The sequence below is a fragment of the Streptomyces fodineus genome (genome assembly GCF_001735805.1).
Taxonomy (GTDB): Bacteria; Actinomycetota; Actinomycetes; order Streptomycetales; family Streptomycetaceae; genus Streptomyces; species Streptomyces fodineus.
In genome coordinates this window covers 5,312,696-5,336,858 of sequence record NZ_CP017248.1, presented here as the reverse complement: position 1 = coordinate 5,336,858, position 24,163 = coordinate 5,312,696, and the positions used below count along the sequence as shown (strand labels likewise).

General features: G+C 68.0%; 17 protein-coding genes, 2 rRNA genes and 1 pseudogene. 10 read left to right on the top strand and 10 right to left on the bottom strand.

What is annotated here, in order from left to right; genetic code table 11:
- Positions 1-6: 6 nt before the first annotated feature.
- Together pstC and pstS are read right to left on the bottom strand one after the other, a co-directional pair.
- Positions 7-1,002: pseudogene (gene pstC, locus BFF78_RS43520) on the bottom strand (phosphate ABC transporter permease subunit PstC); the annotation flags it as partial.
- A gap of 115 nt (positions 1,003-1,117) precedes the next feature.
- Entirely contained in the window at positions 1,118-2,248 is a 1,131-nt protein-coding gene (gene pstS / locus BFF78_RS22665; protein WP_069780060.1) for a phosphate ABC transporter substrate-binding protein PstS, read from the bottom strand.
- A gap of 364 nt (positions 2,249-2,612) precedes the next feature.
- Between pstS and BFF78_RS22660 the strand changes: the two genes are divergently transcribed.
- Positions 2,613-4,169, top strand: coding sequence for an FAD-binding oxidoreductase (locus BFF78_RS22660; RefSeq protein ID WP_069780059.1), 1,557 nt, complete (start codon positions 2,613-2,615; stop codon positions 4,167-4,169).
- A gap of 40 nt (positions 4,170-4,209) precedes the next feature.
- On the opposite strand, the gene BFF78_RS22655 is transcribed toward BFF78_RS22660, so the two are convergent.
- The 5 genes from BFF78_RS22655 to BFF78_RS22635 form a co-directional block, all read right to left on the bottom strand.
- Positions 4,210-4,914, bottom strand: a complete 705-nt coding sequence (locus BFF78_RS22655) for a phosphatase PAP2 family protein (protein WP_069780058.1) — start codon at positions 4,912-4,914, stop codon at positions 4,210-4,212.
- Between the two features lie 214 nt (positions 4,915-5,128).
- A complete protein-coding gene (locus BFF78_RS22650) occupies positions 5,129-6,148 on the bottom strand; it encodes a C40 family peptidase (protein WP_069780057.1) in 1,020 nt (339 codons plus the stop codon).
- Between the two features lie 38 nt (positions 6,149-6,186).
- Positions 6,187-7,818 (bottom strand): serine/threonine-protein kinase, encoded by a 1,632-nt coding sequence (locus tag BFF78_RS22645; protein ID WP_227025908.1) that lies wholly within the window; start codon positions 7,816-7,818, stop codon positions 6,187-6,189.
- Positions 7,819-7,911: 93 nt separating this feature from the next.
- Positions 7,912-8,679 (bottom strand): trypsin-like peptidase domain-containing protein, encoded by a 768-nt coding sequence (locus BFF78_RS22640; protein ID WP_069780055.1) that lies wholly within the window; start codon positions 8,677-8,679, stop codon positions 7,912-7,914.
- Between the two features lie 130 nt (positions 8,680-8,809).
- Positions 8,810-9,712 carry an oxidoreductase gene (locus BFF78_RS22635; protein ID WP_069780054.1) on the bottom strand — a complete coding sequence of 301 codons (903 nt, stop codon included), beginning with the start codon at positions 9,710-9,712 and terminating at the stop codon, positions 8,810-8,812.
- A gap of 53 nt (positions 9,713-9,765) precedes the next feature.
- Between BFF78_RS22635 and BFF78_RS22630 the strand changes: the two genes are divergently transcribed.
- From BFF78_RS22630 to BFF78_RS22595, 8 genes are all read left to right on the top strand, one after another.
- Entirely contained in the window at positions 9,766-10,389 is a 624-nt protein-coding gene (locus BFF78_RS22630; RefSeq protein WP_418346676.1) for a TetR/AcrR family transcriptional regulator, read from the top strand.
- Positions 10,390-10,651: 262 nt separating this feature from the next.
- The gene (locus BFF78_RS22625; protein WP_069780053.1) at positions 10,652-12,019 is read left to right on the top strand and encodes a S53 family peptidase; all 1,368 of its coding nucleotides are present in this window, start codon (positions 10,652-10,654) and stop codon (positions 12,017-12,019) included.
- 486 nt (positions 12,020-12,505) lie between these two features.
- Entirely contained in the window at positions 12,506-12,814 is a 309-nt protein-coding gene (locus BFF78_RS22620; protein ID WP_069780052.1) for a hypothetical protein, read from the top strand.
- Between the two features lie 131 nt (positions 12,815-12,945).
- Positions 12,946-13,776, top strand: coding sequence for a DUF8175 domain-containg protein (locus BFF78_RS22615; RefSeq protein WP_069780051.1), 831 nt, complete (start codon positions 12,946-12,948; stop codon positions 13,774-13,776).
- Positions 13,766-15,100 carry a hypothetical protein gene (locus tag BFF78_RS22610; protein ID WP_069780050.1) on the top strand — a complete coding sequence of 445 codons (1,335 nt, stop codon included), beginning with the start codon at positions 13,766-13,768 and terminating at the stop codon, positions 15,098-15,100. Before BFF78_RS22615 ends, BFF78_RS22610 begins: the two co-directional genes overlap by 11 nt.
- Entirely contained in the window at positions 15,097-16,656 is a 1,560-nt protein-coding gene (locus BFF78_RS22605; RefSeq protein WP_069780049.1) for an SCO6880 family protein, read from the top strand. Before BFF78_RS22610 ends, BFF78_RS22605 begins: the two co-directional genes overlap by 4 nt.
- A gap of 14 nt (positions 16,657-16,670) precedes the next feature.
- The gene (locus BFF78_RS22600) at positions 16,671-18,083 is read left to right on the top strand and encodes an ATP-binding protein (protein ID WP_069780048.1); all 1,413 of its coding nucleotides are present in this window, start codon (positions 16,671-16,673) and stop codon (positions 18,081-18,083) included.
- Positions 18,084-18,109: 26 nt separating this feature from the next.
- Positions 18,110-19,621, top strand: coding sequence for a type IV secretory system conjugative DNA transfer family protein (locus BFF78_RS22595; protein WP_069780047.1), 1,512 nt, complete (start codon positions 18,110-18,112; stop codon positions 19,619-19,621).
- Here the strand turns inward: BFF78_RS22595 and BFF78_RS22590 are convergent.
- Positions 19,618-20,184 carry a GNAT family N-acetyltransferase gene (locus BFF78_RS22590; protein WP_079161429.1) on the bottom strand — a complete coding sequence of 189 codons (567 nt, stop codon included), beginning with the start codon at positions 20,182-20,184 and terminating at the stop codon, positions 19,618-19,620. The genes BFF78_RS22595 and BFF78_RS22590 overlap by 4 nt on opposite strands.
- Positions 20,185-20,237: 53 nt before the next feature.
- Between BFF78_RS22590 and BFF78_RS22585 the strand changes: the two genes are divergently transcribed.
- Positions 20,238-20,789 (top strand): cysteine hydrolase family protein, encoded by a 552-nt coding sequence (locus BFF78_RS22585; RefSeq protein WP_069780046.1) that lies wholly within the window; start codon positions 20,238-20,240, stop codon positions 20,787-20,789.
- A 47-nt stretch (positions 20,790-20,836) separates the two neighbouring features.
- On the opposite strand, the gene rrf is transcribed toward BFF78_RS22585, so the two are convergent.
- Positions 20,837-20,953, bottom strand: a 5S ribosomal RNA gene (rrf, locus tag BFF78_RS22580).
- An 85-nt stretch (positions 20,954-21,038) separates the two neighbouring features.
- Positions 21,039-24,157 (bottom strand): 23S ribosomal RNA (locus BFF78_RS22575).
- Between the last annotated feature and the right edge of the window lie 6 nt (positions 24,158-24,163).

The window sequence follows — 24,163 nt, the reverse complement described above, 5'->3', positions numbered from 1 at the left end:
CGTTGGCCCCGAGTACTCCTTGCGGCGGGCGATGATCATGCGGGCCGCGCCGTTGACCACCAGGGTGATGACGAAGAGGACGAGACCGGAGGCGATCAGCGCGTCCCGGCCCTGCTCGGTGGCCTCACCGAACTTGCTGGCGATGTTCTGGGCGAAGGTGCCGCCGCCGGGGTTCAGCAGGCTGGCGTGGATGACGTAGTCCGGGGAGAGCACGGTGGCGACGGCCATCGTCTCGCCGAGGGCGCGGCCGAGGCCGAGCATGGACGCGGAGATCACACCGGAGCGGCCGAAGGGCAGCACGGCCATGCGGACGACCTCCCAGCGGGTGGCGCCGAGGGCCAGCGCGGCCTCCTCGTGCATCCGCGGGACCTGCCGGAACACCTCACGGCTGACGTTGGTGATGATCGGCAGGATCATGATCGCCAGCAGGATGCCGACGGTGAGCATGGCGCGGGGGGCGCCGCCGTCCCAGGAGAAGATGCCGGTCCAGCCGAGGTAGTCGTTCAGCCAGCTGTACAGGCCCGTCATGTGCGGGACGAGGATCAGGGCACCCCAGAGGCCGTAGACGATGGACGGCACGGCGGCGAGCAGGTCGATCACATACGCGATGGGACCGCTCAGCCGGCGCGGGGCGTAGTGCGTGAGGAACAGCGCGATCGCGACGGCGATCGGGACCGCGATGACCATGGCGATGACCGAGGAGACGATCGTGCCGAAGGCCAGCACCGCGATGCCGAAGCTCGGCGGGATGAGGTTGGTGTTCCACTCGAAGGTCGTGAGGAAGTTCCCGTGGTCCTTGCTGATCGCGAGGGAGGCACGGTAGGTGAGGAAGACCGCGATCGCGGCCATGATCACCAGCAGCAGAATGCCCGACCCACGCGTGAGCCCGAGGAAGACGCGGTCACCGGGGCGGGACGCGCCGCGGGCGTTGCGCTTCTGCTCGGCCACCGTGGGCTGGGGCGAGGGGGGAGATGCGTCAGTTGTCTTGGTCGATATGTCCATCGGGTTCTCCGGTCTGCGGAGCCGTTCGCCCGTGCGGGGCGGCGGCTCATGGCGGCGGTGCACCGGACGGTGCGGCCCGGGCCCTGAAGGGCACGGGCCGCACTCACGGATCAGGTCAGCTCAGGCCCTCGATGGTGGCGCGGACCTTGCTGTTGATCTCAGCGGGGATCGGGGCGTAGTTGTTGCTCGTCAGGAGCTTCTGGCCGTCCTCGCCGGCGATGTAGCCGAGGAAGGCCTTGGTGGCGGGCAGGGTGTCCGCCTTGTTGCCCTTGTCGCAGACGATCTCGTACGTCACCAGGGTGATCGGGTAGGCGTTCTCGGCCTTGGTGGCGTAGTCCAGCTTCAGCGACAGGTCCTTGCCGGTACCGACGACCTTGGCGGCCGCGATGTCGGCGGTGGCGCTCTCCACGGAGGGCTTGACCGGGGCCTTGGCACCGGTGGCGATGGAGACGGTGTTCATGTCCTTGGCGTAGGACAGCTCGAAGTAGCCGATCGCGCCGGAGTTCTGCTTGACGCCCTGGGCCACACCGGCGGAGCCGGAGGCCGCCTGGCCGCCCTGCGCCTGCCATGCCTTGCCGCCGGAGTACTTCCAGTTGTCCGGGGTGGTCGCCTTCAGGTACTTGGTGAAGTTGTCCGTCGTACCCGAGTCCTCGGAGCGGTGGAAGGCCTGGATCTTCAGGTCGGGAAGCTTCGCGGACGGGTTCAGCTTCTTGATCGCCGGGTCGTTCCAGTTCTTGATCTTGCTGTCGAAGATCTTGGCGATCGTCGGGGCGTCCAGGACCAGGTTGTCGACACCCGGGACGTTGTAGCCGAGGGCGATCGGGCCGCCGACCATCGGCAGGTCGATGCCCTGGCCGCCGGAGCAGACCTTCTTGGAGGCGGTGACCTCGTCCGGCTTCAGCGCGGAGTCGGAACCGGCGAAGGCGAGCTGACCCTGGTTGAAGGAGGTGACACCGGCACCGGAGCCGCCACCCTTGTAGTTGATCTGCACACCACAGGCCTGGGAGAACTCCTTGACCCAGGCGTCGATAGCGTTCTTCTGCGCGGAGGAGCCGTCGGCGAGCAGCTGACCCTTGGCGTTGTCGCACTTGATCGAGGAGGCGTTCGTGGCGCCGGACGGGTTGCCCGAGGCCTTCGAACCGCTGCCGGTGTCGTCGGAGCCGCACGCCGTCAGGGCCAGGGCGCCGGTCACGGCGATCGCACCGAGCGAGAGGGCGCGCAGCCGGTTCTTGCGCTGAAGCATCACTTTCGGGAGTTCCTTCCAGGAGCCGCCGCGGTCGGCGGCGTGCGAGGTATCAGGGTTGTGAGCGCTCAAATGGCCGAGCGCATAAACCCGCGCTCCGCACCGTGCACGGCCGAAATTAGGCAGAACAGGTGAAGCCGCCGATGGCCGGAAGTGAACGGCGGGTGAACCCCTGCCGTCGGCCTGGTTAGGTCACGGAACGCTTACGGGAAGGGCACGCGCCGGTCCCGACCGCCGGGTTACACGCACACGTCTTCGACGTTCGATTCCCTGTGTACGAACTGTTACGAACCGACCCGCCCGCACGACCGTCTCACCCCCCGTAGGGCCAAAGGGGCCCGGTAAGGGGTGACAGACGAGGATGGGCATGGAACGGCGTACGTTCATCGCGGGCGGCACGGCCGCACTGGCCGCGACCGCACTGACCGCGTGCAGCTCGGGCTCGGGCAGGTCCTCGACTTCGGCTGCCACGGGCTCATCGTCCCTTACGTCCCTCAAGACCACCAGCGCGAACGCCGCCGCGAACTGGGCCGATCTCGCCCATGACCTGGACGGCACCCTGGTCCGGCCGGCCGACGCGGCCTGGAAGACGGCCCACCAGCTGTACAACACCCGCTTCGACGGCCTGAAGCCGGCCGCGGTGGCCTATGTGGCGCACGCCGACGACATCCGTACGACCCTCGCCTACGCCCACGCCCACAACATCCGGATCTCCATACGCAACGGCGGCCACTCCTACGCGGGCTACTCCTCCGGCGACAACCGCCTGATCCTCGACGTGTCCAAGCTGAACCGGATACGGGTCTCCGGCGGGACGGCGGTCGTCGGCGCCGGCTCCAAGCTGATCGACGTCTACCGGGCGCTGGCCGCGAAGGGCGCGACCATACCCGCGGGCTCCTGCCCCACCGTCGGCGTCTCCGGCCTGGTGCTCGGCGGCGGCCACGGCGTCGCCTCCCGCGCCTACGGCCTGACCTGCGACAGCCTCACCCAGGCGACGCTGATCACCGCCGACGGCACCCAGGTGACGGCGAACGCGTCGTCCCACTCCGACCTCTTCTGGGCACTGCGCGGCGCGGGCAACGGCAACTTCGGCGTCGTGACGGAGCTGCAGTTCAAGACCCACCCGGCCCCGCAGGCCGTGACGGCGTACATGACATGGCCCTGGTCCAAGGCCGCCGCCGTCCTGAAGGCCTGGCAGGAGTGGGGCCCGAGCCAGCCCGACGAGATCTGGTCCTCCCTCCACCTCGCCTGCTCACCGGGCGGCACGCCCACGATCTCCGTGGCCTGCTTCTCGCTCGGCACCTACGGCGAACTCCAGAACGCGGTCGACCGGCTCGCCCACCAGGCCGGCGCGAACGCCACCTCCGTCACCCTGCGCCGCCGCGGCTACGAGGAGGCGATGGAGATCTACGCCGGCTGCTCCTCCTTCTCCACCGACGCCCAGTGCCATCTGCCGGGCTCCACCCCCGGCCGCTCCCCGCAGGGCCGGCTGGGCCGGGAGACGTACGCGGCCCGCTCCGACTTCTTCGACCGCTCGCTGTCGGCGGCCGGCATCCAGACGGTGCTCCGGCAGATCGCCTCGGTCCGGGGCGGCGCGGGCAGCATCGCCTTCACCGCCCTCGGCGGCGCGGTCAACCGCGTCTCCCCCACGGCGACGGCCTTCGTCCACCGCCGCTCGCGGATGCTGGCCCAGTACATAGCGTCCTGGGGCGAGGGAGCCTCCGGCGCTTCCGCCCAGTCCTGGCTCACCTCGGCCCACCAGGCGATGTCCCCCTACGCCTCCGGCGCGGCGTACCAGAACTACACCGACCCGACGCTGACGGACTGGAAGAAGGCGTACTACGGCGACGCGGCGACGCGGCTGGGGAAGGTGAAGAAGCAGTACGACCCGCAGAGGTTCTTCTCTTACGCGCAGGGGTTGTGAGAGGGGGGCGTGGGCCCCTTCGGAGCGCTTGCGCGGGGGGCTACGCCGCGAGGTCCCGTTCCTCGGACTCCACCGGCGTACGGGCAGTCGGAAGCAACGCCCCCTCGCGCGCCCCGCTCGCTGATCGCTTCCGTACGACCCACCCCGCCCGCGGCGACCGCTCCACCGCCCGCAGCAGCGGCGTGAGCAGCGCCATGGCCGGCGGGGACAGCAGCAGGACCACGGCCGTACCGAGCGCGAAGCCACCGACGACGTCCGTCGGATAGTGAACGCCCATGTACACCCGGCAGAAGCCCTCCAGCAGCGCGAGCCCGATGCCGGCGATGCCGAAGCGGCGGTTGGCGACGAAGAGGCCAACGCCCAGCGCCATGGTGAGGGTCGCGTGGTCGCTGACGAAGGAGAAGTCGGTCTTGCCGGAGACGAGGACGTCCAGCCCCTGGTGTTCGACGAAGGGCCGGGGGCGTTCCACGAAGCCCCGGATCGGAATGTTGACGGCCAGGGCGATACCGGCCGCGAGCGGCGCCCACAGCAGCGCGGCCACGGAGGACGCGGCATCCTCGCCGCCCCGGCGCCGCACGGACCACCAGCACCACAGGACCAGCAGGACCAGGGCGAGCAGCAGGCCGTACTCGCCGACGAACTCCATGACCCGGTCGAACCAGTGCGGGGCGTCCTTGGCCAGGCCATTGATGTCGTAGAGCAGTTCGACATCGGGGTTCGATCCGGATTCGGCGAGTACAGCCATGGTGCTGTGGCCCCTTCGTCGTCTACCGGACGCACCTCGTGTGCGCCGCTCTACCCCCGTGGTTCGTAGATCCGCTTGCGCTCGGCTACGTCAACAGGAACGCACAGCCCCCATTCATACGTTCCACTCTCCACTGAATGATCACGCAGACGTTATCGAAGAGAGACACATCATCGCAGCTCAGGGGGGTGGTTCACACAGAGTTCACATCGTCTCAAATCGTCGTGGGGAGCGCTTTCGCGCCATCTTCGGTGACGCGAGTGGCGCCGAAGTATTCGACTGTGTCGATGGGGTCGAACCGGATGACGGCTCCGGTCCGCGGCGCGTCGATCATGTACCCGCCGCCCACGTAGATCCCGACGTGATGGATGGCCCGCGAGTCGTTGCGGTCGGTGGAGAAGAACACCAGGTCGCCGGGGAGGAGTTGGTCCCGCGAGGGGTGCGGCCCGGCGTTGTACTGGTCGTTGGCCACACGCGGCAGCGTGATCCCCACCTTCGCGTACGCGGCCTGCGTCAGCCCCGAACAGTCGAACCGCCCACCCTGATCGGCGGTCCCCTCCCCACCCCACAGATACGGCGTACCCAGCTTGCTCTGCGCGAAGGCGATGGCACCGGCGGCTTGTTGGGTGGGGTCGATGCGGGTCAGGGGGGCGGCGAAGCTCTGTGACAGACTGCGGATCCGCTTGACGTAGTCCTGCGTCTCGCTTATCGCCGGAACCCCGCCAGCCCTTATGACCCGGTAGGCGCCGGCGTTGTAGGCGGCGAGCATGTTGTCCGAGACGTTGCCCGGCACGTCCTTCACGTACTTCGCCAGCTCGCAGTCGTACGAAGCGGCTGACGGAATGGCGTCATTGGGATCCCAGATGTTCCGCTGCCCGTCCCCGTTGCCGTCGATGCCGTGCGTGGCCCACGTACTGGGGAGGAACTGGGCGATGCCGCGCGCGTCGGCGGGGCTGACGATGGTCGGGTTCCAGCCACTCTCCTGGTACAGCTGGGCGGCGAGCAGCGCCGGGGTGAGCGCCGGGCAGAGATTGCCCCACTTCTGCACGAGCGACTTGTAGGCGGCCGGCACGGCCCCCTTCGCAAGCCCCCGGCTTCCCGAGGCCACTCCGTTGACGAGGTTCCCGGCGACGACGTACACCCCGACGACGAGCAGCATGACGAAGCTCAGCCCGAGCCCGACGGCCGCCCCACCGATCACCCATACCTTCCGCACGGTCCAACTTTCCCCCATGCGACGCCGGTTCAATGCACAATCGGCGTGATGTGGCGTCATTTCACAGCGAAGCCCGCGCACATGATGCTGCTGTAGTCAGTCGGCGTACGAATGTGGTGCCACTCCACGGTCCAGTCGCCCGGGTCGTTGGTGAGCGGAATGGCGGGGTAGGCCTTGCCCCTCACCCATTGCCGGAAGTCGTCCGGGTAGGTGACGTACTTCCAGTCGCCCTGGTCGGCACCGCCGTAGAGATCGAGCGGTGTGCTGGTATAGCCCGAGGTCGCGCTGGTGATCCGCATCCCGCCGACGGGCTTGCCGGTATCGGAGTCGATGTCGTCCGGCGGCTTGACACTCACCGTCACGTAGTACGGCGTCTTCGTCGCCGGAGGGTACTTGTCCCGGAACCCGATCCGCACCCGGTGGTCGAGCGTGAGGACCCTGCCGTTCCTGTCCGGGTTGTCGGGGTCCTCGATCACCATCATGAAGCCGTCCGAGGACCGTTCCTCGGACGGCAGCTGGCACTGCGCGGTGGCCGAGTCGAACAGTGTCCGGTCGATCTTCATCTCGGCGTAGGCGGGCGCGCCGCCCTTGCCACCGGCCGCCTTGGACGCCGTGGTCTGCCCACTCGCCAAAGCCCGCCCCCGCGTGCCCTTTCCGTCTCCCTGCTGGGTGAGCACCACGGCCGTGGCCGTACCGACACCTACCACGAGCCCCACCGCCACGGCCGCCATCCACCGCTTGCCCGGACGTCGGCCCAGCCGGCTCATTCGGGTGGGCGAGTAACCGGGCGGGCCGTACGGCGCCGGCCCCACGGTCGGCAGATCGTGCGGCCCCACCGGCGGAGCCGTCGGCGGCCGTACCGGCGGTGTCGGGGCCTGCGGTACGGCCTCGCCCAGTGCGGCGAGTCCGGCGTAGAACGTGTCCTCGACGAGTGCCGTGCGCACCCCGCACCGTGCGATGACGTCGGTGAGCCCGGGGCGTGCGGCCGGGTCCTTGGCCACGCATGCCTCGATCAGCGCGGACAGCTCCGGTGTGACACCGGCCAGATCGATGGGCTCGTGGACGGCGCGGTAACTGACCCCGCTCGGGTCGCCGGCGCCGAACGGGGCCCGGCCGGTCGCCGCATAGGCGAGAGTCGCACCGAGGGCGAACACATCGGCCGGCGGTCCGACCTCGTTGCGCAGCAGCACCTCAGGGGCGGTGAAGCCGGGCGTACCGGGCGCGAACCCGGCGTCGGTGAGGGCGGTCTGGTCCACGCCGCGGGCGATGCCGAAGTCGATGAGCTGGGGCCCCTGCGCGGCGAGGATGACGTTCTGCGGCTTCAGGTCCCGGTGGGTGACGCCGTGCGCGTGGACGGCGGCGAGTCCCTCGGCGAGCGCGGCGAACAACCCCCGGCAGGTCTCCGCGGGCAGCCGACCGCGTTCCGCGACGGCCTTGGCCAGGGTCGGCCCGGCGACGTACTCGGTGGCCAGCCAGTAGGGCGCGCTCTGCAACGAGGCGTCAATCAGGTTGGCGGTGTAGGCGCTTCGCACCGCCCTCGCGGTCTCCACCTCACGCCGGAACCGTGCCAGTGCCTCGGGATGCTCGGTGATCTCGTCCCGGATCACCTTGACGGCGACGAGCCGCCCACCGGGCGACCGCCCGAGATAGACCTGGCCCATCCCGCCCGCGCCGAGCCGCGCGAGCAACGTGTGCGTCCCTATGTGTGATGGATCCCGAGGTCTGAGTGCGTCCACCGCACAGACCTTGCCACAAAGATCAGTTGGGCGGGGTCCGAAACCTCAGCGCCAGCTCGTCGCGTCCTTGTACAGCTCCGCCGCCGCCCTCCCCAGCACCACGCTGTACGACACGTCGTCGGTCGAGCCGCCCTCCTCGTGGCCGCCGAGGATGCCGACGACCTGGTCGTCGCCGTTGATCCAGGGGCTGCCGCTGGTACCGGCGGTGAAGGCGGGGCAGTCGATGCGCTGCTGGGTGCGGCTGTGGACGGCGGGCTTGTTGGTGCAGCTGACGGGCACCTCACGGGAGTCGGGATAGCCGACGACGGTCACGGTGGTGGCGCCGGTGGCCGTGCCGGTCACGAACCGGTTGGCGCCGACCACGTCCTCGATCTGCCTGCCGTTCAGATCGTCGACGGTGGCGAAGGCCAGATCGCTGTCCTCGTCCTGGTCCTTGGCCCACCCGTCGGGCAGGTAGCGCCGGCCCACCTTCCACACCCCGTACGGCGCCCGCCCGTCCCGGTAGCCCGGCACGAACACCAGGTCGCTGTCGGCGCCGTCCACGCAGTGCGCGGCGGTGACGAGGAGGTCGCCCTCCGGGCTGTGCACGACCGAGGCCGTGCAGTAGTGACCGCCGGACAGCTTGTCGACGCGGTCACCGCCGAAGAGCGCGCCGATCCGCGCCGTGTGCCGGTTCGCGCCGACAGGAGCGGTGACCCCGAAGGGCCCCGGCTCATCGGCGGACGCCACGGACGCGGAGGTCAGGGCGAGCATCACCACGGCGCCGAGTAAAGCGGGACGCGAGGTGACCGTGATGCGTGAGTTGCGCTTCATCAGTCTTCACTGTCCCCCACGTCGGTGAGAAACCCGCTCCGACTTCACTGAGATTTTCCTGTGAAACCTCCCGATGGGCGGCAGGGCCACGGTACCGGGCGGTTCCCTGTCCCGTCTCCGGGTCGCACACTCACGGCCGACTGACCTCCTTCAGGCCCCACCGCACGCCCGTCAGCTCCTCCGACAGCATCCACAGGCGGCGGGCCGCCTCCGGGTCGCTGGCGGCCGCGCTGCGGCCGACCAGGGCCGGGGCGCCGCGCATCTCGCCGAGGCCGTCGGGGCCGACGTACGACGCTCCGGGGAGGTCCTGGCTCGCGGCGTAGAGGGTGGGCAGGGCGCCGGCCCGGTCGCTCTGGGCGACCAGCCTGTTGGTGACCATCATGACGCCCCTCATCAGGGGGTTTCCGTGGTGGCTCTGGAGGTTGGTGGCCGCGTAGCCGGGGTGCGCGGCGAGGGCGCGGACGGGGGATCCGGCCTCGGTGAGGCGGCGCTGGAGTTCCAGGGTGAACAGGAGGTTCGCGAGTTTCGACTGGGCGTAGGCGCGGGTCGGGGTGTAGCGGCCCCGCAGGTTCACGTCCTCGAAGTGGATCACTCCGTCGCCACCCCGGTGGAGGCCGGAGGACACCGTCACCACCCGGTCCGTCACATACGGCAGCAGCAGGTTGGTCAGCGCGAAGTGGCCGAGGTGGTTCGTGCCGAACTGCATCTCGAAGCCCTGCTTGGTGCGCTGCTCCGGCAGCATCATCACGCCCGCGTTGTTGATCAGCAGGTCCAGCGGGCGGTCCCAGCCGTCGGCGAACTCCCGTACCGAGTCCAGGTCGGCCAGGTCCAGGCGGCGCACCTCGGTGCTGCCGCTCACCTTCGCCGCGGCGGCACCGCCCCGCGCGAGGTCCCGTACGGCGAACACCACGTGCGCCCCGGCCCGGGCCAGGGCCTCGGCGGTCACCAGGCCGAGCCCGCTGTTGGCGCCGGTGATCACGGCCGTACGGCCGGTCAGATCGGGGAGGTGGGTCGCGTTCCACTTATCAGTCATGCCCCCAAAGTAGGCAACGCCAACAATGATGTCAATGACAACATCGAGTTACGATGGTCCGCATGCCGCGCATGTCCCCGTCACCGACCAACCGCCCCTATCACCACGGAGACCTGCGCGCCGCCCTGCTCAAGAGCGCCGAGCGCACCCTGCGCGAGAAGGGGGTCGGCGCGCTCTCACTGCGCGAGCTGGCCAGGGACGTCGGGGTGAGCCACGCGGCCCCCGGCCGGCACTTCAAGGACAAGCAGGCGCTCGTGGACGCCCTCGCACTGGACGGATACGAGCGGCTGAACCGAGCCCTGGGCACCGCCGCCGGAGCGCCGGGCCTCACCTTCGAAGGCCGGATGGCGGCGCTCGCGCGGGCGTACCTCGGTTTCGCCGTCGACAACCCCGAGCTGCTGGAGCTGATGTTCGCGCGCAAGCACGACCCCGACAGCTCCGACCGGCTCGCCGCGGCCGTCGACCAGTCCCTCGGCTCCTTCACGCGGATGATCGCGGAGGCCCAGGAGCAGGGCGAGATCGTCGCCGGCGATCCCGAGCGGATCACCATGGTCGCCGCCGCGAGCCTGCACGGCCTCGCCGCCCTCATCGCCGCGTGCGCGCTGGACGCCGAGGAGGCCATGAGCGGCCTGGACGAGCACGTCCACCTGCTGCTGCACGGCCTCAAGCCCCGATGAGCTCCGCCGGTCCCGCCGATACCGGCTTGTAAGAAACCTGTGCGCCGGGTCAAGCGGCGCCCAGCACAGCGTCAGCGCACCGTCATCGACCAGTAAGCCGCCAACCTCCTTGAGTAACGCGGAAGTCAGAATTCTGAAAGCCTCTTGTTGTCGCGTACTCAACAAGGCGAAGGTCGTCGCGGGCCGCCGCCCCCACCGGTCACCCCCTGGTGGAACCCCCACACCCGCAGGCCTCTCTCCACCACTTCCAGGAGGCTGTACCTTGCGTACGACCAACCCCGGCTCCCCCCACATACGCGGTAGACGGGCCCGGATCGGCTCGGCCGCCGTCGGCGCCGCCGCGCTCATCGTCACCGGACTCGGCACCGCGGCCCACGCGAGCGCGGACACCGCCGCCACCGGCCACAAGGTGACCGCCAAAGCCATCGCCGCCCAGGTCGCCCAGGCCCATGTGCGCTACGAGAAGGCATGCGGCGCCACCCCGAAGAAGGGCTACGCCGCCTGCGACGCCCTGCGCGTCACCGGCGGCACCACCGCCTTCATGGAGAAGCAGGCCGCCCTGAAGGGCATCGCACCGAAGACCCTCTCGCCGAAGGCCTCCTCCGACTCCCCCACCGGCTACGGCCCCAGCGACATCCAGTCCGCGTACGGCCTGGCCGACGCCGCCTCCGCCGCCGGCTCGGGCGAGACCGTCGCCATCGTCGACGCCTACGACGACCCGAACGCCGAGGCCGACCTCGCGACCTACCGGTCGTACTACGGCCTCCCGGACTGCACCACCGACAACGGCTGCTTCACCAAGGTCGGCCAGACCGGCTCGACGACCTCCCTGCCCTCCGCCGACAGCGGCTGGGCCGGTGAGATCTCCCTCGACCTCGACATGGTCAGCGCCACCTGCCCGAACTGCAACATCCTGCTGGTCGAGGCCAAGTCCGCGTCCGACGCCAACCTGGGCACCGCGGTGAACGAGGCCGTCAAGCTGGGCGCCAAGTTCGTCTCCAACAGCTACGGCGGCCCGGAGTCCTCCTCCGACACGACGTACGACACCAAGTACTACAACCACCCGGGCGTCGCCATCACCGCCAGCGCGGGCGACGAGGGCTACGGCGCCGAGTACCCGGCCGCCTCCCGGTACGTGACCGCCGTCGGCGGCACCGCCCTGAAGACCTCCTCCGACAGCCGCGGCTGGACCGAGTCCGTCTGGAACACCTCCAGCACCGAGGGCACCGGCTCCGGCTGCTCCGCCTACGACGCCAAGCCCGGCTGGCAGACCGACCGCGGCTGCGCCAAGCGCATGATCGCCGACGTGTCCGCCGTGGCCGACCCCGCCACCGGCGTCTCCGTCTACGACACCTACGGCTCCGGCGGCACCGGCTGGAACACCTACGGCGGCACCAGCGCCTCCGCCCCGCTCATCGCCTCGGTCTACGCCCTCGCCGGCACCCCGGGCAGCAGCGACTACCCGGCCCGGTACCCGTACAACGCGGCCGGCACCTCCGCCCTGAACGACGTCACCAGCGGCAGCAACGGCTCCTGCTCCACGTCGTACTTCTGCACCGCCGGGTCCGGCTACGACGGCCCGACCGGCTGGGGCACCCCGCAGGGCACGAGCGCCTTCGGCGCGAGCTGAACCGCACCACCTGAACCACCCCGTCGGGTCACGGGGAGCCGCCCCAGGAGGGGGACGTGGGGTCCCCTCGGCGGCACGGAAAGGAAAACGGGCCACGGCATCCGGCCGCGGCCCGTTTTCCCCGTCCACCTGCACGGGCCTGCCCGACGACCCGCCCCGGCGCCGTACTCCGCCGGGGCCTTGGCCGTATTCCGCGCCTCCCCCATGAGAGCATCGTCTCGACGCCTCACCCGACCGGCCGTCAGAAACCGTGCCAGGCCGTAGAGGAGGACAACGACGGAACCACACCACAGGTTCCGGTCGGACCTCATTGCCCGGCGTGACCTGCCGTGATACACAGAGTGACCGTGCGAGCTATTCGCACGAAACCCACCAGCCAATGACGTCAAGTCGACATACGTTGGCCACGTTGTCGGCGACAATGAGGCCTGACCTCTGCACACCGCAGAGGGCCGACGGAACTACCCACCAGGGGCGGTGACTTACATGCTCTTTGCGGCCGACAAGGGAAACATCAACACCATCATCGGCGGGATCGCTCCGGACTGGGGCCCCTTCGGCAGCCTGGGCAACGAGGCCAAGGTGATGATCGAGGTCGTCATGGCCGTGGCCATCCTGCTGTGCATGGGCATCGCGGTCTGGGGCGCGGCCAAACAGCGCATCGGCGCCACGGCCCTGCGCGACACCTTCAGCGCGGAACAGGGCAAGGGCCTCATCATCGCCGGCCTGACCGGGGTCTTCATCATCGGCTCCCTCGGCACTCTGTTCACAATCGTGTACGGCATGGCGGTCTGACCCGTCTTTCTCCCCGGCTGAGGTTGCGTCTCCCTGATGTCGAGTCACCACACCGCGCCCGCGCGGGAACCAGCACGGCTACCGTCGTATGCCTACGAGGGTGCCTACGAGGGTGAGGGAGCGCGCACGCCATGAACCCCGGAGACGAACAGCCCTACAGCGACTACGGCGACACGGGCCACACCCGCACCCGCCTCCCCGAGAACGACCCCTACGGCGGCGCCCCCCGCCGCACCCCCCGCCGCTCCTCCTCCCGCAGCCTGGTCACGGTGGTCGGCGTGGTGATCCTCCTCATCGCCGCGATCGCGTTTGCCAACAGGGGGGGTGACTCTTCGGGGGGTGGTTCGACCACGAAGAACGACAAGCCGGCGGCCTCGTCCACCGCGGCCAGCGGAACGCGGCCCGTGGACACCAAGTCCGCCGGGGTACCGACGGGATTCGCCCACACGGAGCAAGGAGCACAGTCCGCGGCCTCGAACTACGCCGTGGCGCTGGGCTCGACAGGCATGTTCAAGAAGGACAGCCGCGACCAGCTCCTGCAGCTCCTCTACACCTCCCAGGCCGCGGCCCGTCTCCAGGGCCCGATGGACCAGGCCTACTCGACCGGCTTCCTCGCCAAGATGGGCCTCGACGCGGCGGGCAACCCGCCGACGGGCAGTACGTTCGTCTCCCGGGTCGTCCCGGTCGGCTCGACGGTGCAGCAGTACACGGAGAACGGCGCCAAGGTGGCGGTCTGGTACATGGGGCTCATCGGCATGGCCGGCACCGCCTCGACCGACCCGGTCACCTCTTCCTGGAAGACCTGGACCTTCGACCTGCAGTGGACCGACGGCGACTGGAAGATCGCCTCGGACACGCAGAAGGACGGCCCCGCGCCGGTCCCCGGCGACGACAAGGCCGCCACCGCCGACGAGATCAGCAAGGCCATCGAAGAGTACGGAGGGTTCACGTATGCCCGGTAGCCCGCGACGTGCGCTCAAGCTCGCCGGAGCCGTGACAGCCGTACAGACCACGGCCGTACTGCTGGCCACGCGCGCCTTCGCCGCGCCCTCGCCCACCCCGACGCCGTCCCCCTCGAAGAAGTACAACTGCGACGTCATCTCCGGCGAGGCCAAGAAGTACTGCGAACGCGGCAACACCTCCAGCGGACCCGGCGGTGCCAACGTCCCGGACAACTCCACCCTCGACCCCCTCTCCTCCCTGGCCAAAGGCTGTGCCGAGGCCGCGTCCTGGACCATCGGCAAGCTCAGCAAGGCCGTGAAGGAGACCGCGAACGTCGACTTCACCAACCCCAGGTTCCTGCAGCAGTACGCCGTCGTCTTCGCCGCCTCGACCATCCTCACCCTCCTGCTGTGGCTGCTGGCCGTGGCCAAGCGGGCCGTGCGGGGCGTGCCGCTGACCACCGCCATCTCCGAGGCCGTCGGCTTCCTGTGGCTGACCGTGCTCGCCTCCGCCTTCACCCCCCTGATCCTGTACACCGTCGTATCGGCGACCGACGGCGTAAGCGACGTCCTCGCCAAGGCCACCGGCGACCAGGCCGACACGTTCTTCGGCACGTTCTCCGGCGCCCTCGGCAAGGGCACCGACATCGGCGGCGGCCCGATCATGCTGATCGTCGTCTCCCTGGTCAGCATCATCGCCGCCGGCGTCCTCTGGCTGGAGCTGGTCATCCGCGCCGCGCTCCTCTACGTCGGGGCCCTCCTCGGCACCGTCGTCTACGCCGGACTCGTCGACAAGAACCTGTGGGGGCACGTCCGGCGCTGGGCGGGGATCATGATCGCCGTCATACTCGTCAAACCCGTGATCGTGATCGTGCTCGGCCTCGCCGGCGCGCTCTCCTCCGGCAAGGGCCCCGACGCCTTCTCCGCGGTCGTCTCCGGCCTCGCCATCATCCTGCTCGCCATCTTCGCCAGCGCGATGATCTACCGCTTCGTCCCCGGCTTCGGCGACGACATCGCCAACGGCCGCAACAACCGCATCATGCAGGGCGCCGAGAGCAAGGCCGCCGCCGTCATCAGCTCCCCCGCCACCCTCGTCGCCCAGGGCATCAAGACCCACAGCTCCCGCGCCGACAGCAACGGCGGCGCAGGCGGACAGGGCAGCAGCGCGCCCCGCCCCGCCAACCCCGCCTCCGGCGGCGTCGCCGCCCACAGCAGCCGTACCCCCGCCGGGGGCGGCGGAGCCGTCCCCTCCGCCACACCCGCGCCCCGCGCGCCCAGCCCGGCCAACACCCCGCACGCCAGCAACACCCGCAACATCAACCGCACGGGAGGTGAAGGGCGTTGACGACCGAGTCCCACCTGTCCCATCCGGTCACGCCCCGCCGTACGTATCTCATCGGCCGCGCCCGGCCGAACGCGATCATCGGCCGGAACCGCGAGTCCGGCGAGATCGCGCTGATCATCACGGGCGCGTTCCTCGGCATGATGTGCGGCCTCCTCGTCCCCGTCCTGTCCCTGCGGATCGTGCTGCTGATGGGCTTCCCGCTGCTCGCGCTCGCCGCGGTCTACGTGCCGTACAAGCGCCGCACCTTCTACAAGTGGTTCGAGATCAACCGCAGCTACAAGCGGGCCATCAAGGGCGGCCACGCCGTCTACCGGTCCGGCGTCATGGAGGCCGGGACGAGGCTCGACGGGCGGGAGGTCGAGATCGGCCCGCCGCCCGGCATCGGCCGCATCACCTGGCTCGCCGCACCCTTCGGCCCGGACGAGATCGCCGTACTGCTGCACGCCGACCGCAAGACCGTCACCGCCGCCATCGAGATCGAAGGTCCCGGCGTCGGCCTGCGCGACTCCGAGGACCAGGAGGCCCTGGTCGACCGGTTCGGCACCCTGCTCAAGCATGTCGCCAACGGCGACGGCTTCGTGACGCGGCTGCAGATGCTCGCCCGCACCCTGCCCGCCGACCCCGACGCGCACGCCAAGGACGTCACCCTGCGCGGCGACGGCCGCTCCCCCGACTGGCTCCAGCGGTCCTACGACCAGCTGCAGTCCATGGTGTCCACCAGCAGCGAGCAGCACCGCGCCTATCTCGTCGCCTGCATGACCTACAACCGCGAACTGGCCGCCGAGGCACACGCCATGGCCCGCGCCGTCCGCGCCCACGGCAGCAAGGTCGACCGGGACGCGGGTCTGGCGGTGGTCATGGCCCGCGAGCTCACCGACATCTGCTCGCGGCTCCAGGAGGCCGACATCCGGGTACGCCAGCCGCTCGGTCAGGGGCGGCTGGCCTCCCTCATCCACTCCATGTACGACCCCGACCACCCCATCGACCACATCCAGGCGATGACCAAGCGCAACGCCTGGCCGGCCGAGCTCGACGCCATGGAGCCCACCTACCTCCAGGCCAAGACCCGGGAGTCGGCCACCCGCGCACCCTGGTGCCATGCCACCGCCTGGGTGAAGGAATGGCCGATGACCCCCGTCGGCGTCAACTTCCTCGCCCCGCTCCTCGTCCACACCCCGGACGTCATCCGAACGGTCGCAGTGACGATGGATCTCGAGCCCACCGAGGTAGCCATCGAACGCATGCTGACCGAGAAGACCAACGACGAGGCCGAGGCCTCCCGCGCCGCCAAGATGAACCGGACCGTCGACCCCCGGGACATCGCCGCCCACAACCGCCTCGACCAGCGCGGCGAGGACCTCGCCAGCGGCGCGGCCGGCGTCAACCTCGTCGGCTACATCACCGTCTCCTCCCGCAACCCGGACGCCCTCGCCCGCGACAAGCGCACGATAAGGGCCTCCGCCGGCAAGTCGTACCTCAAGCTGGAGTGGTGCGACCGAGAGCACCACCGCGCCTTCGTGAACACACTTCCCTTCGCCACCGGCATCCGAAGGTAGGGGCTGATTCACCGATGCGGGATCCGCTGTCCGTCCTCACCGACGCCTTCACCTCCTTCCTCTTCGGGAAGGTCGAGACGACCCGGTCACCGGTGCGCACCTCCACGGGCCAGGCCCAGGCGGTCTATCTGCCCACGGCCGCGCCCGGCCTCGGCGACTCCGGCGTCATCATCGGCCGCGAGGTGTACTCCGGCAAGGGCTACATCTACGACCCCTTCCAGCTCTACGGCCAGCAGCTCCCGGCCCCGCACTGGCTCGTCCTCGGCGAGTCCGGCAACGGCAAGTCGGCCCTCGAGAAGACGTACGTCCTGCGCCAGCTGCGCTTCAAGGACCGCCAGGTCGTCGTCCTGGACGCCCAGGGCGAGGACGGGGTCGGCGAATGGAACCTCATCGCCGAGGCGCTGGGGATAACCCCCATCCGGCTCGACCCGATGGCGGCCCTGGACCACGGCATCCGCCTGAACCCCCTGGACCCGGCGATCACCACCACCGGTCAGCTCGCGCTGCTCCGGACGATCATCGAGGTCGCGATGGGCCACGGCCTGGACGAACGCTCCGGCTTCGCCCTCAAGGTCGCCCACGCCTTCGTCAACGAGTCCATCCTCGACCGCCAGCCGGTCCTCTCCGACATCGTCGAGCAGCTACGGCACCCGGAGCCGGAGTCCGCCGAGGCGATGAACGTCGCCATAGACGACGTACGCGCCTGGGGTCTGGACGTGGCCCTGGTGCTGGACCGCCTGGTCGACGGTGACCTGCGCGGCATGTTCGACGGCCCGACGACCGTGGGCATCGACCTGGACGCCCCCCTGATCGTCTTCGACCTGTCCCACATCGACCGCAACTCCATCGCCATGCCCATCCTCATGGCGATCGTCGGCGTGTGGCTGGAGCACACCTGGATCCGCCCCGACCGCAAGAAGCGCATCTTCCTGGTCGAGGAGGCCTGGCACATCATCAACAGCCCGTTCGTGGCCCAGCTGTTCCAGCGCCTGCTGAAGTTCGGCCGCCGACTGGGTCTTTCGTTCGTCGCGGTGGTCCACCACCTGTCCGACGTGGTCGACGGGGCGGCCGCCAAGGAGGCGGCGGCGATCCTGAAGATGGCCTCGACCAGGACGATCTACGCCCAGAAGGCGGACGAGGCCCGAGCCACCGGCCGGGTGCTGGGTTTGCCGCGCTGGGCCGTGGAAATCATCCCGACACTGACGCCCGGCATCGCCGTATGGGACGTCAACGGCAATGTCCAGGTGGTCAAGCACCTGGTCACGGAGACGGAACGCCCCCTGGTCTTCACCGACCGCGCGATGACCGAGTCCTCCAGCGACCTCGCGGCCGACGACGCCCTGCACGCCGCCGAGCTGGAGGCCGAGCAGCGGGCGGCGGCCTTCGTGGAGCAGCATCTGGGCGACTCCGAGTCGACAGTGGCTTAGGGGGAGTGACGGGTGAGGAGTGACGGGTGAGACCGGACGAACGCCGGGACGACCGCCGTGGAGGCCGCCGGGAGGGCCAGGGCGGCCTCCCCGACGGCCTCCTGATCGGCATACTCGCGTTCATCCTCGGCATGACCCTGCTGGTGTGGACGGCGACGGGCCTCGCGGCCCTCTTCACCAACGGCGCCTGGCCCCACGGTGTCACCTTCACCAACACCCCCCTGGCCCTCCGCCACCTGATCGCCGCACCCCACGACATCACCGGCGCCTGGCCCGGCACCCCCGCGTCCCAGCTGTCCGGCTGGGGCCTGTTCTGGGGCCTGTTCATCGGCCAGCTGATGGTGCTGATCGTCCTCACCGTGTTCGTGATGGGGGTGGTGGCCCGGTGGCGGGTCGGGCGGGCACGAGCACGGGCCCACAAGGCGAGGCCCGCAGCGGCGCGCCCGTATGAGGTGCCGGAGCAGCGGTACGAGGTGCCGGTCCAGCGCCATGAGGTACCGGTGCCGGAACGGCGGACGGAGCCGGTGCCCGCACCGACGGTACCTCTCCAGGAGACGGCATCCCCCAGCGCCCCTGCCGACCACTTCCCGGCCGACGGTGAACCGGTGAGCCGGTGGGACAAAGTCGTCGTAGCACCCAGGGAAAGCCGCCGGACAAGCGCAACCCAGGCAATCCGCGACGCGGAAGGCCCCGCCCTCATCGTCACTTCGAACGCCACCGTCTGGTCGGAGACGAAGGACGCCAGAGCCAAACTCGGCCCCACCCTCCTCTACGACCCCACCCACCTCTGCGACACCCCGGCCCGCCTCCACTGGTCCCCCACCACCGGCTGCGAGGACAAACAAACGGCACTGCAGAGAGCCACCGCCCTCCTCACCCCGGTGCAACCCACGGCCAAGATCGACCAAACCATGACCGACACGGCGATAACGCTCCTGCGGAGCTACCTCCACGCCGCCGCCCTGGAGAACCGCACCATCCGCCACGTCCACCGCTGGTCCCAGGGCACCCAGGTCCAGGACGCCGTACGCACCCTCCGTACCCACCCCAAGGCCGCCCCCGGCGCCGCCGGCGAACTCGAGGCCGCGCTCACCGCACACCCGGAACGCCGGGACATCGCCCAGGAGTTGACCAGCCGGGCCCTCGCGGCCCTGTCCACGGTCAACATCCGCGAGGCCTGCACACCGAACCGAACAGATGCCCTGTCACTGGATTCCTTCGTCCAGGAAGGGGGCACGCTTTATGTGGTCGGTGAATCCATCGAGGACCCCAGGAGCAACCCGGGCGCGATGCCGCTGCTGACGGCCCTCGTCTCGAGCGTGGTCGAGCGCGGCCGGCGCATGGCCGAACGGTCATCCTCCGGTCGGCTCGACCCACCACTCACCCTGATCCTGGACGACATCGCGGCCGTGGCCCCGCTCCCCCAGCTCCCGGACCTGCTCGCCGCCGGAGCCGACCAGGGTCTGCCGACCCTCGCCCTGCTCCGCTCCCGCGAACAGGCCCGCTCCCGCTGGCCGCACCAGGAACTGCCGGTCTAGGACGGCCAGTCCAGCACGAACTCCAGCTCGTTCTGCGCGGCCTCCTTGAAGAACGGCACGACCACCCCGCTCGGCACGAATCCCGCCTTGCGGTACGCCCCCTGGGCCCGCTCGTTGTCCTCGTGCACCAGCAGCCGTACCCGCTGTGCACCCCGCTCCCGAGCCCACGCCACACCGGCGTCGAACAGGACCTTGATCAGCCCGTTCCCGCGGTGCGCGGGCCGGACGAACACCCCGACCACATGCCCCTGCCGGCGCTCGACGGGATACCCGGCCCAGTCCTTCGTGCCGGCCTCCTCGATCAGTACGGTCACCGAGCCGGCCCAGGTCCCGTCGGGCGCCTCGGCGATGAGCTGCCGGGCCGTCGTGGACCCCTCACCCGATCCGACCGCCCGGTCCTGCCAGAAGGCGTCCGCGCGGGCCGCGGCCTCCTCGTACGTCTCCAGGAAGGCGAGGTGCGCGACCGGGTCCCGCAGCGCGTCCAGCCGCAGCTGCTTCACTCGGGGCCAGTCGTCCGGTCGTATGGCGCGGATGACGTAGTCACCGCTGGTCAAGGTGGTCATGAGGGCCACCGTAGTGCCGTCCGTTGTCAGAGGCAGCTCATATTGTGGACGCCATGACAACGCTGACCGAACGACCGCACACCGCCGTGCTCGTCATCGACGTCCAGAACGGCGTGATGGCGCCCAGCTCGCCGAACCGCGCGGACGTCATCGCCCACATCGTCCAGCTCATCGACAAGGCCCGCGCGGCGGAGGTACCGGTGATCTGGGTGCAGCACCAGGACGAGGAACTGGTGCCGGGCACCGAGAGCTGGGAGTACGTCCCCGAACTGAAGCGACTCGATACCGAGCCCCTCGTCGCCAAGAGCTATCGGGACTCCTTCGACGACACCGTCCTGGAGTCCGTCCTGGCGGAGCGCGGGGTGGGCCATCTCCTCGTCACCGGTGCCCAGTCCGACTTCTGTGTCCGCTCGACCCTGCACAGCGCCCTCGTGCGCGGCTACGACGCGACGCTGGTCGCCGACGCCCATACGACGGAGGACCTCACCGAATACGGCGCGCCGGCCCCGGAACAGGTCATCGCCCACACCAACCTCTACTGGAGTGGCCAGCGCGCACCCGGCCGCCGAGGCGGAATCATCAAAACAGCGGACGTTACCTTCTGAAACGCAGAAAGGCCCACGCCATCCGGCGTGGGCCTTTCTCAAGAATTGTTCGGCGGCGTCCTACTCTCCCACAGGGTCCCCCCTGCAGTACCATCGGCGCTGTGAGGCTTAGCTTCCGGGTTCGGAATGTAACCGGGCGTTTCCCTCACGCTATGACCACCGAAACACTATGAAACTGTGAACGCCGCACCACCATTTCTGGCGGGGCTGTTCGTGGTTTCAGAACCAACACAGTGGACGCGAGCAACTGAGGACAAGCCCTCGGCCTATTAGTACCGGTCACCTCCACCAGTTACCTGGCTTCCAGATCCGGCCTATCAACCCAGTCGTCTACTGGGAGCCTTACCCCATCAAGTGGGTGGGAGTCCTCATCTCGAAGCAGGCTTCCCGCTTAGATGCTTTCAGCGGTTATCCCTCCCGAACGTAGCCAACCAGCCATGCCCTTGGCAGAACAACTGGCACACCAGAGGTTCGTCCGTCCCGGTCCTCTCGTACTAGGGACAGCCCTTCTCAAGACTCCTACGCGCACAGCGGATAGGGACCGAACTGTCTCACGACGTTCTAAACCCAGCTCGCGTACCGCTTTAATGGGCGAACAGCCCAACCCTTGGGACCGACTCCAGCCCCAGGATGCGACGAGCCGACATCGAGGTGCCAAACCATCCCGTCGATATGGACTCTTGGGGAAGATCAGCCTGTTATCCCCGGGGTACCTTTTATCCGTTGAGCGACGGCGCTTCCACAAGCCACCGCCGGATCACTAGTCCCGACTTTCGTCCCTGCTCGACCCGTCGGTCTCACAGTCAAGCTCCCTTGTGCACTTACACTCAACACCTGATTGCCAACCAGGCTGAGGGAACCTTTGGGCGCCTCCGTTACCCTTTAGGAGGCAACCGCCCCAGTTAAACTACCCATCAGACACTGTCCCTGATCCGGATCACGGACCCAGGTTAGACATCCAGCACGACCAGACTGGTATTTCAACGACGACTCCACCCACACTGGCGTGCGAGCTTCACAGTCTCCCAGCTATCCTACACAAGCCGAACCGAACACCAATATCAAACTGTAGTAAAGGTCCCGGGGTCTTTCCGTCCTGCTGCGCGAAACGAGCATCTTTACTCGTAGTGCAATTTCACCGGGCCTATGGTTGAGACAGTCGAGAAGTCGTTACGCCATTCGTGCAGGTCGGAACTTACCCGACAAGGAATTTCGCTACCTTAGGATGGTTATAGTTACCACCGCCGTTTACTGGCGCTTAAGTTCTCAGCTTCGCCCACCCGAAAGTGAGCTAACCGGTCCCCTTAACGTTCCAGCACCGGGCAGGCGTCAGTCCGTATACATCGCCTTACGGCTTCGCACGGACCTGTGTTTTTAGTAAACAGTCGCTTCTCGCTGGTCTCTGCGGCCACCCCCAGCTCACCAAGTAAATTGGATCACCAGGAATGGCCCCCCTTCTCCCGAAGTTACGGGGGCATTTTGCCGAGTTCCTTAACCATAGTTCACCCGAACGCCTCGGTATTCTCTACCTGACCACCTGAGTCGGTTTAGGGTACGGGCCGCCATGAAACTCGCTAGAGGCTTTTCTCGACAGCATAGGATCATCCACTTCACCACAATCGGCTCGGCATCAGGTCTCAGACTATGTGCAAGGCGGATTTGCCTACCCTGCGTCCTACACCCTTACCCCGGGACAACCACCGCCCGGGATGGACTACCTTCCTGCGTCACCCCATCACTCACCTACTACCAGATTGGTCCGGCGGCTCCACCACTTTCCATTCCCCGAAGGGTCCGGAACGGCTTCACGGCCTCAGCATCACTGGATTCGATGTTTGACGCTTCACAGCGGGTACCGGAATATCAACCGGTTATCCATCGACTACGCCTGTCGGCCTCGCCTTAGGTCCCGACTTACCCTGGGCAGATCAGCTTGACCCAGGAACCCTTAGTCAATCGGCGCACACGTTTCTCACGTGTGAATCGCTACTCATGCCTGCATTCTCACTCGTCAACCGTCCACGACTACCTTCCAGTGCCGCTTCACCCGGCAGACGACGCTCCCCTACCCATCCGTACACCCGTTGGGGCTTATATACGAATGACACGACTTCGGCGGTACGCTTGAGCCCCGCTACATTGTCGGCGCGGAATCACTAGACCAGTGAGCTATTACGCACTCTTTCAAGGGTGGCTGCTTCTAAGCCAACCTCCTGGTTGTCTGTGCGACTCCACATCCTTTCCCACTTAGCGTACGCTTAGGGGCCTTAGTCGATGCTCTGGGCTGTTTCCCTCTCGACCATGGAGCTTATCCCCCACAGTCTCACTGCCGCGCTCTCACTTACCGGCATTCGGAGTTTGGCTAAGGTCAGTAACCCGGTAGGGCCCATCGCCTATCCAGTGCTCTACCTCCGGCAAGAAACACACGACGCTGCACCTAAATGCATTTCGGGGAGAACCAGCTATCACGGAGTTTGATTGGCCTTTCACCCCTAACCACAGGTCATCCCCCAGGTTTTCAACCCTGGTGGGTTCGGTCCTCCACGAAGTCTTACCTCCGCTTCAACCTGCCCATGGCTAGATCACTCCGCTTCGGGTCTTGAGCGTGCTACTACAGCGCCCTATTCGGACTCGCTTTCGCTACGGCTTCCCCACCCGGGTTAACCTCGCAACACACCGCAAACTCGCAGGCTCATTCTTCAAAAGGCACGCAGTCACGAGATGCAGCAAGCTGCATCCGACGCTCCCACGGCTTGTAGGCACACGGTTTCAGGTACTATTTCACTCCCCTCCCGGGGTACTTTTCACCATTCCCTCACGGTACTATCCGCTATCGGTCACCAGGGAATATTTAGGCTTAGCGGGTGGTCCCGCCAGATTCACACGGGATTTCTCGGGCCCCGTGCTACTTGGGTGTCTCTCAAACGAGCCGCTGACGTTTCGACTACGGGGGTCTTACCCTCTACGCCGGACCTTTCGCATGTCCTTCGCCTACATCAACGGTTTCTGACTCGTCCCACGGCCGGCAGACCGCAGAAGAGAGATCCCACAACCCCCACGACGCAACCCCTGCCGGGTCTCACACGTCGTAGGTTTGGCCTCATCCGGTTTCGCTCGCCACTACTCCCGGAATCACGGTTGTTTTCTCTTCCTGAGGGTACTGAGATGTTTCACTTCCCCTCGTTCCCTCCACACTGCCTATGTGTTCAGCAGCGGGTGACAGCCCATGACGACTGCCGGGTTTCCCCATTCGGAAACCCCCGGATCAAAGCCTGGTTGACGACTCCCCGGGGACTATCGTGGCCTCCCACGTCCTTCATCGGTTCCTGGTGCCAAGGCATCCACCGTGCGCCCTTAAAAACTTGGCCACAGAT

Excerpts from the sequence above, each read along its gene's own strand:
- BFF78_RS22635 (WP_069780054.1), bottom strand. The coding sequence starts at position 9,712 with ATGACTGATAAGTGGAACGCGACCCACCTCCCCGATCTGACCGGCCGT.
- BFF78_RS22620 (WP_069780052.1), top strand. The coding sequence starts at position 12,506 with ATGCTCTTTGCGGCCGACAAGGGAAACATCAACACCATCATCGGCGGG.
- BFF78_RS22585 (WP_069780046.1), top strand. The coding sequence starts at position 20,238 with ATGACAACGCTGACCGAACGACCGCACACCGCCGTGCTCGTCATCGAC.
- BFF78_RS22650 (WP_069780057.1), bottom strand. The coding sequence starts at position 6,148 with ATGGGGGAAAGTTGGACCGTGCGGAAGGTATGGGTGATCGGTGGGGCG.
- BFF78_RS22655 (WP_069780058.1), bottom strand. The coding sequence starts at position 4,914 with ATGGCTGTACTCGCCGAATCCGGATCGAACCCCGATGTCGAACTGCTC.
- BFF78_RS22590 (WP_079161429.1), bottom strand. The coding sequence starts at position 20,184 with ATGACCACCTTGACCAGCGGTGACTACGTCATCCGCGCCATACGACCG.
- BFF78_RS22600 (WP_069780048.1), top strand. The coding sequence starts at position 16,671 with ATGCGGGATCCGCTGTCCGTCCTCACCGACGCCTTCACCTCCTTCCTC.
- BFF78_RS22630 (WP_418346676.1), top strand. The coding sequence starts at position 9,766 with ATGGTCCGCATGCCGCGCATGTCCCCGTCACCGACCAACCGCCCCTAT.
- BFF78_RS22610 (WP_069780050.1), top strand. The coding sequence starts at position 13,766 with ATGCCCGGTAGCCCGCGACGTGCGCTCAAGCTCGCCGGAGCCGTGACA.
- BFF78_RS22615 (WP_069780051.1), top strand. The coding sequence starts at position 12,946 with ATGAACCCCGGAGACGAACAGCCCTACAGCGACTACGGCGACACGGGC.
- BFF78_RS22660 (WP_069780059.1), top strand. The coding sequence starts at position 2,613 with ATGGAACGGCGTACGTTCATCGCGGGCGGCACGGCCGCACTGGCCGCG.
- BFF78_RS22640 (WP_069780055.1), bottom strand. The coding sequence starts at position 8,679 with ATGAAGCGCAACTCACGCATCACGGTCACCTCGCGTCCCGCTTTACTC.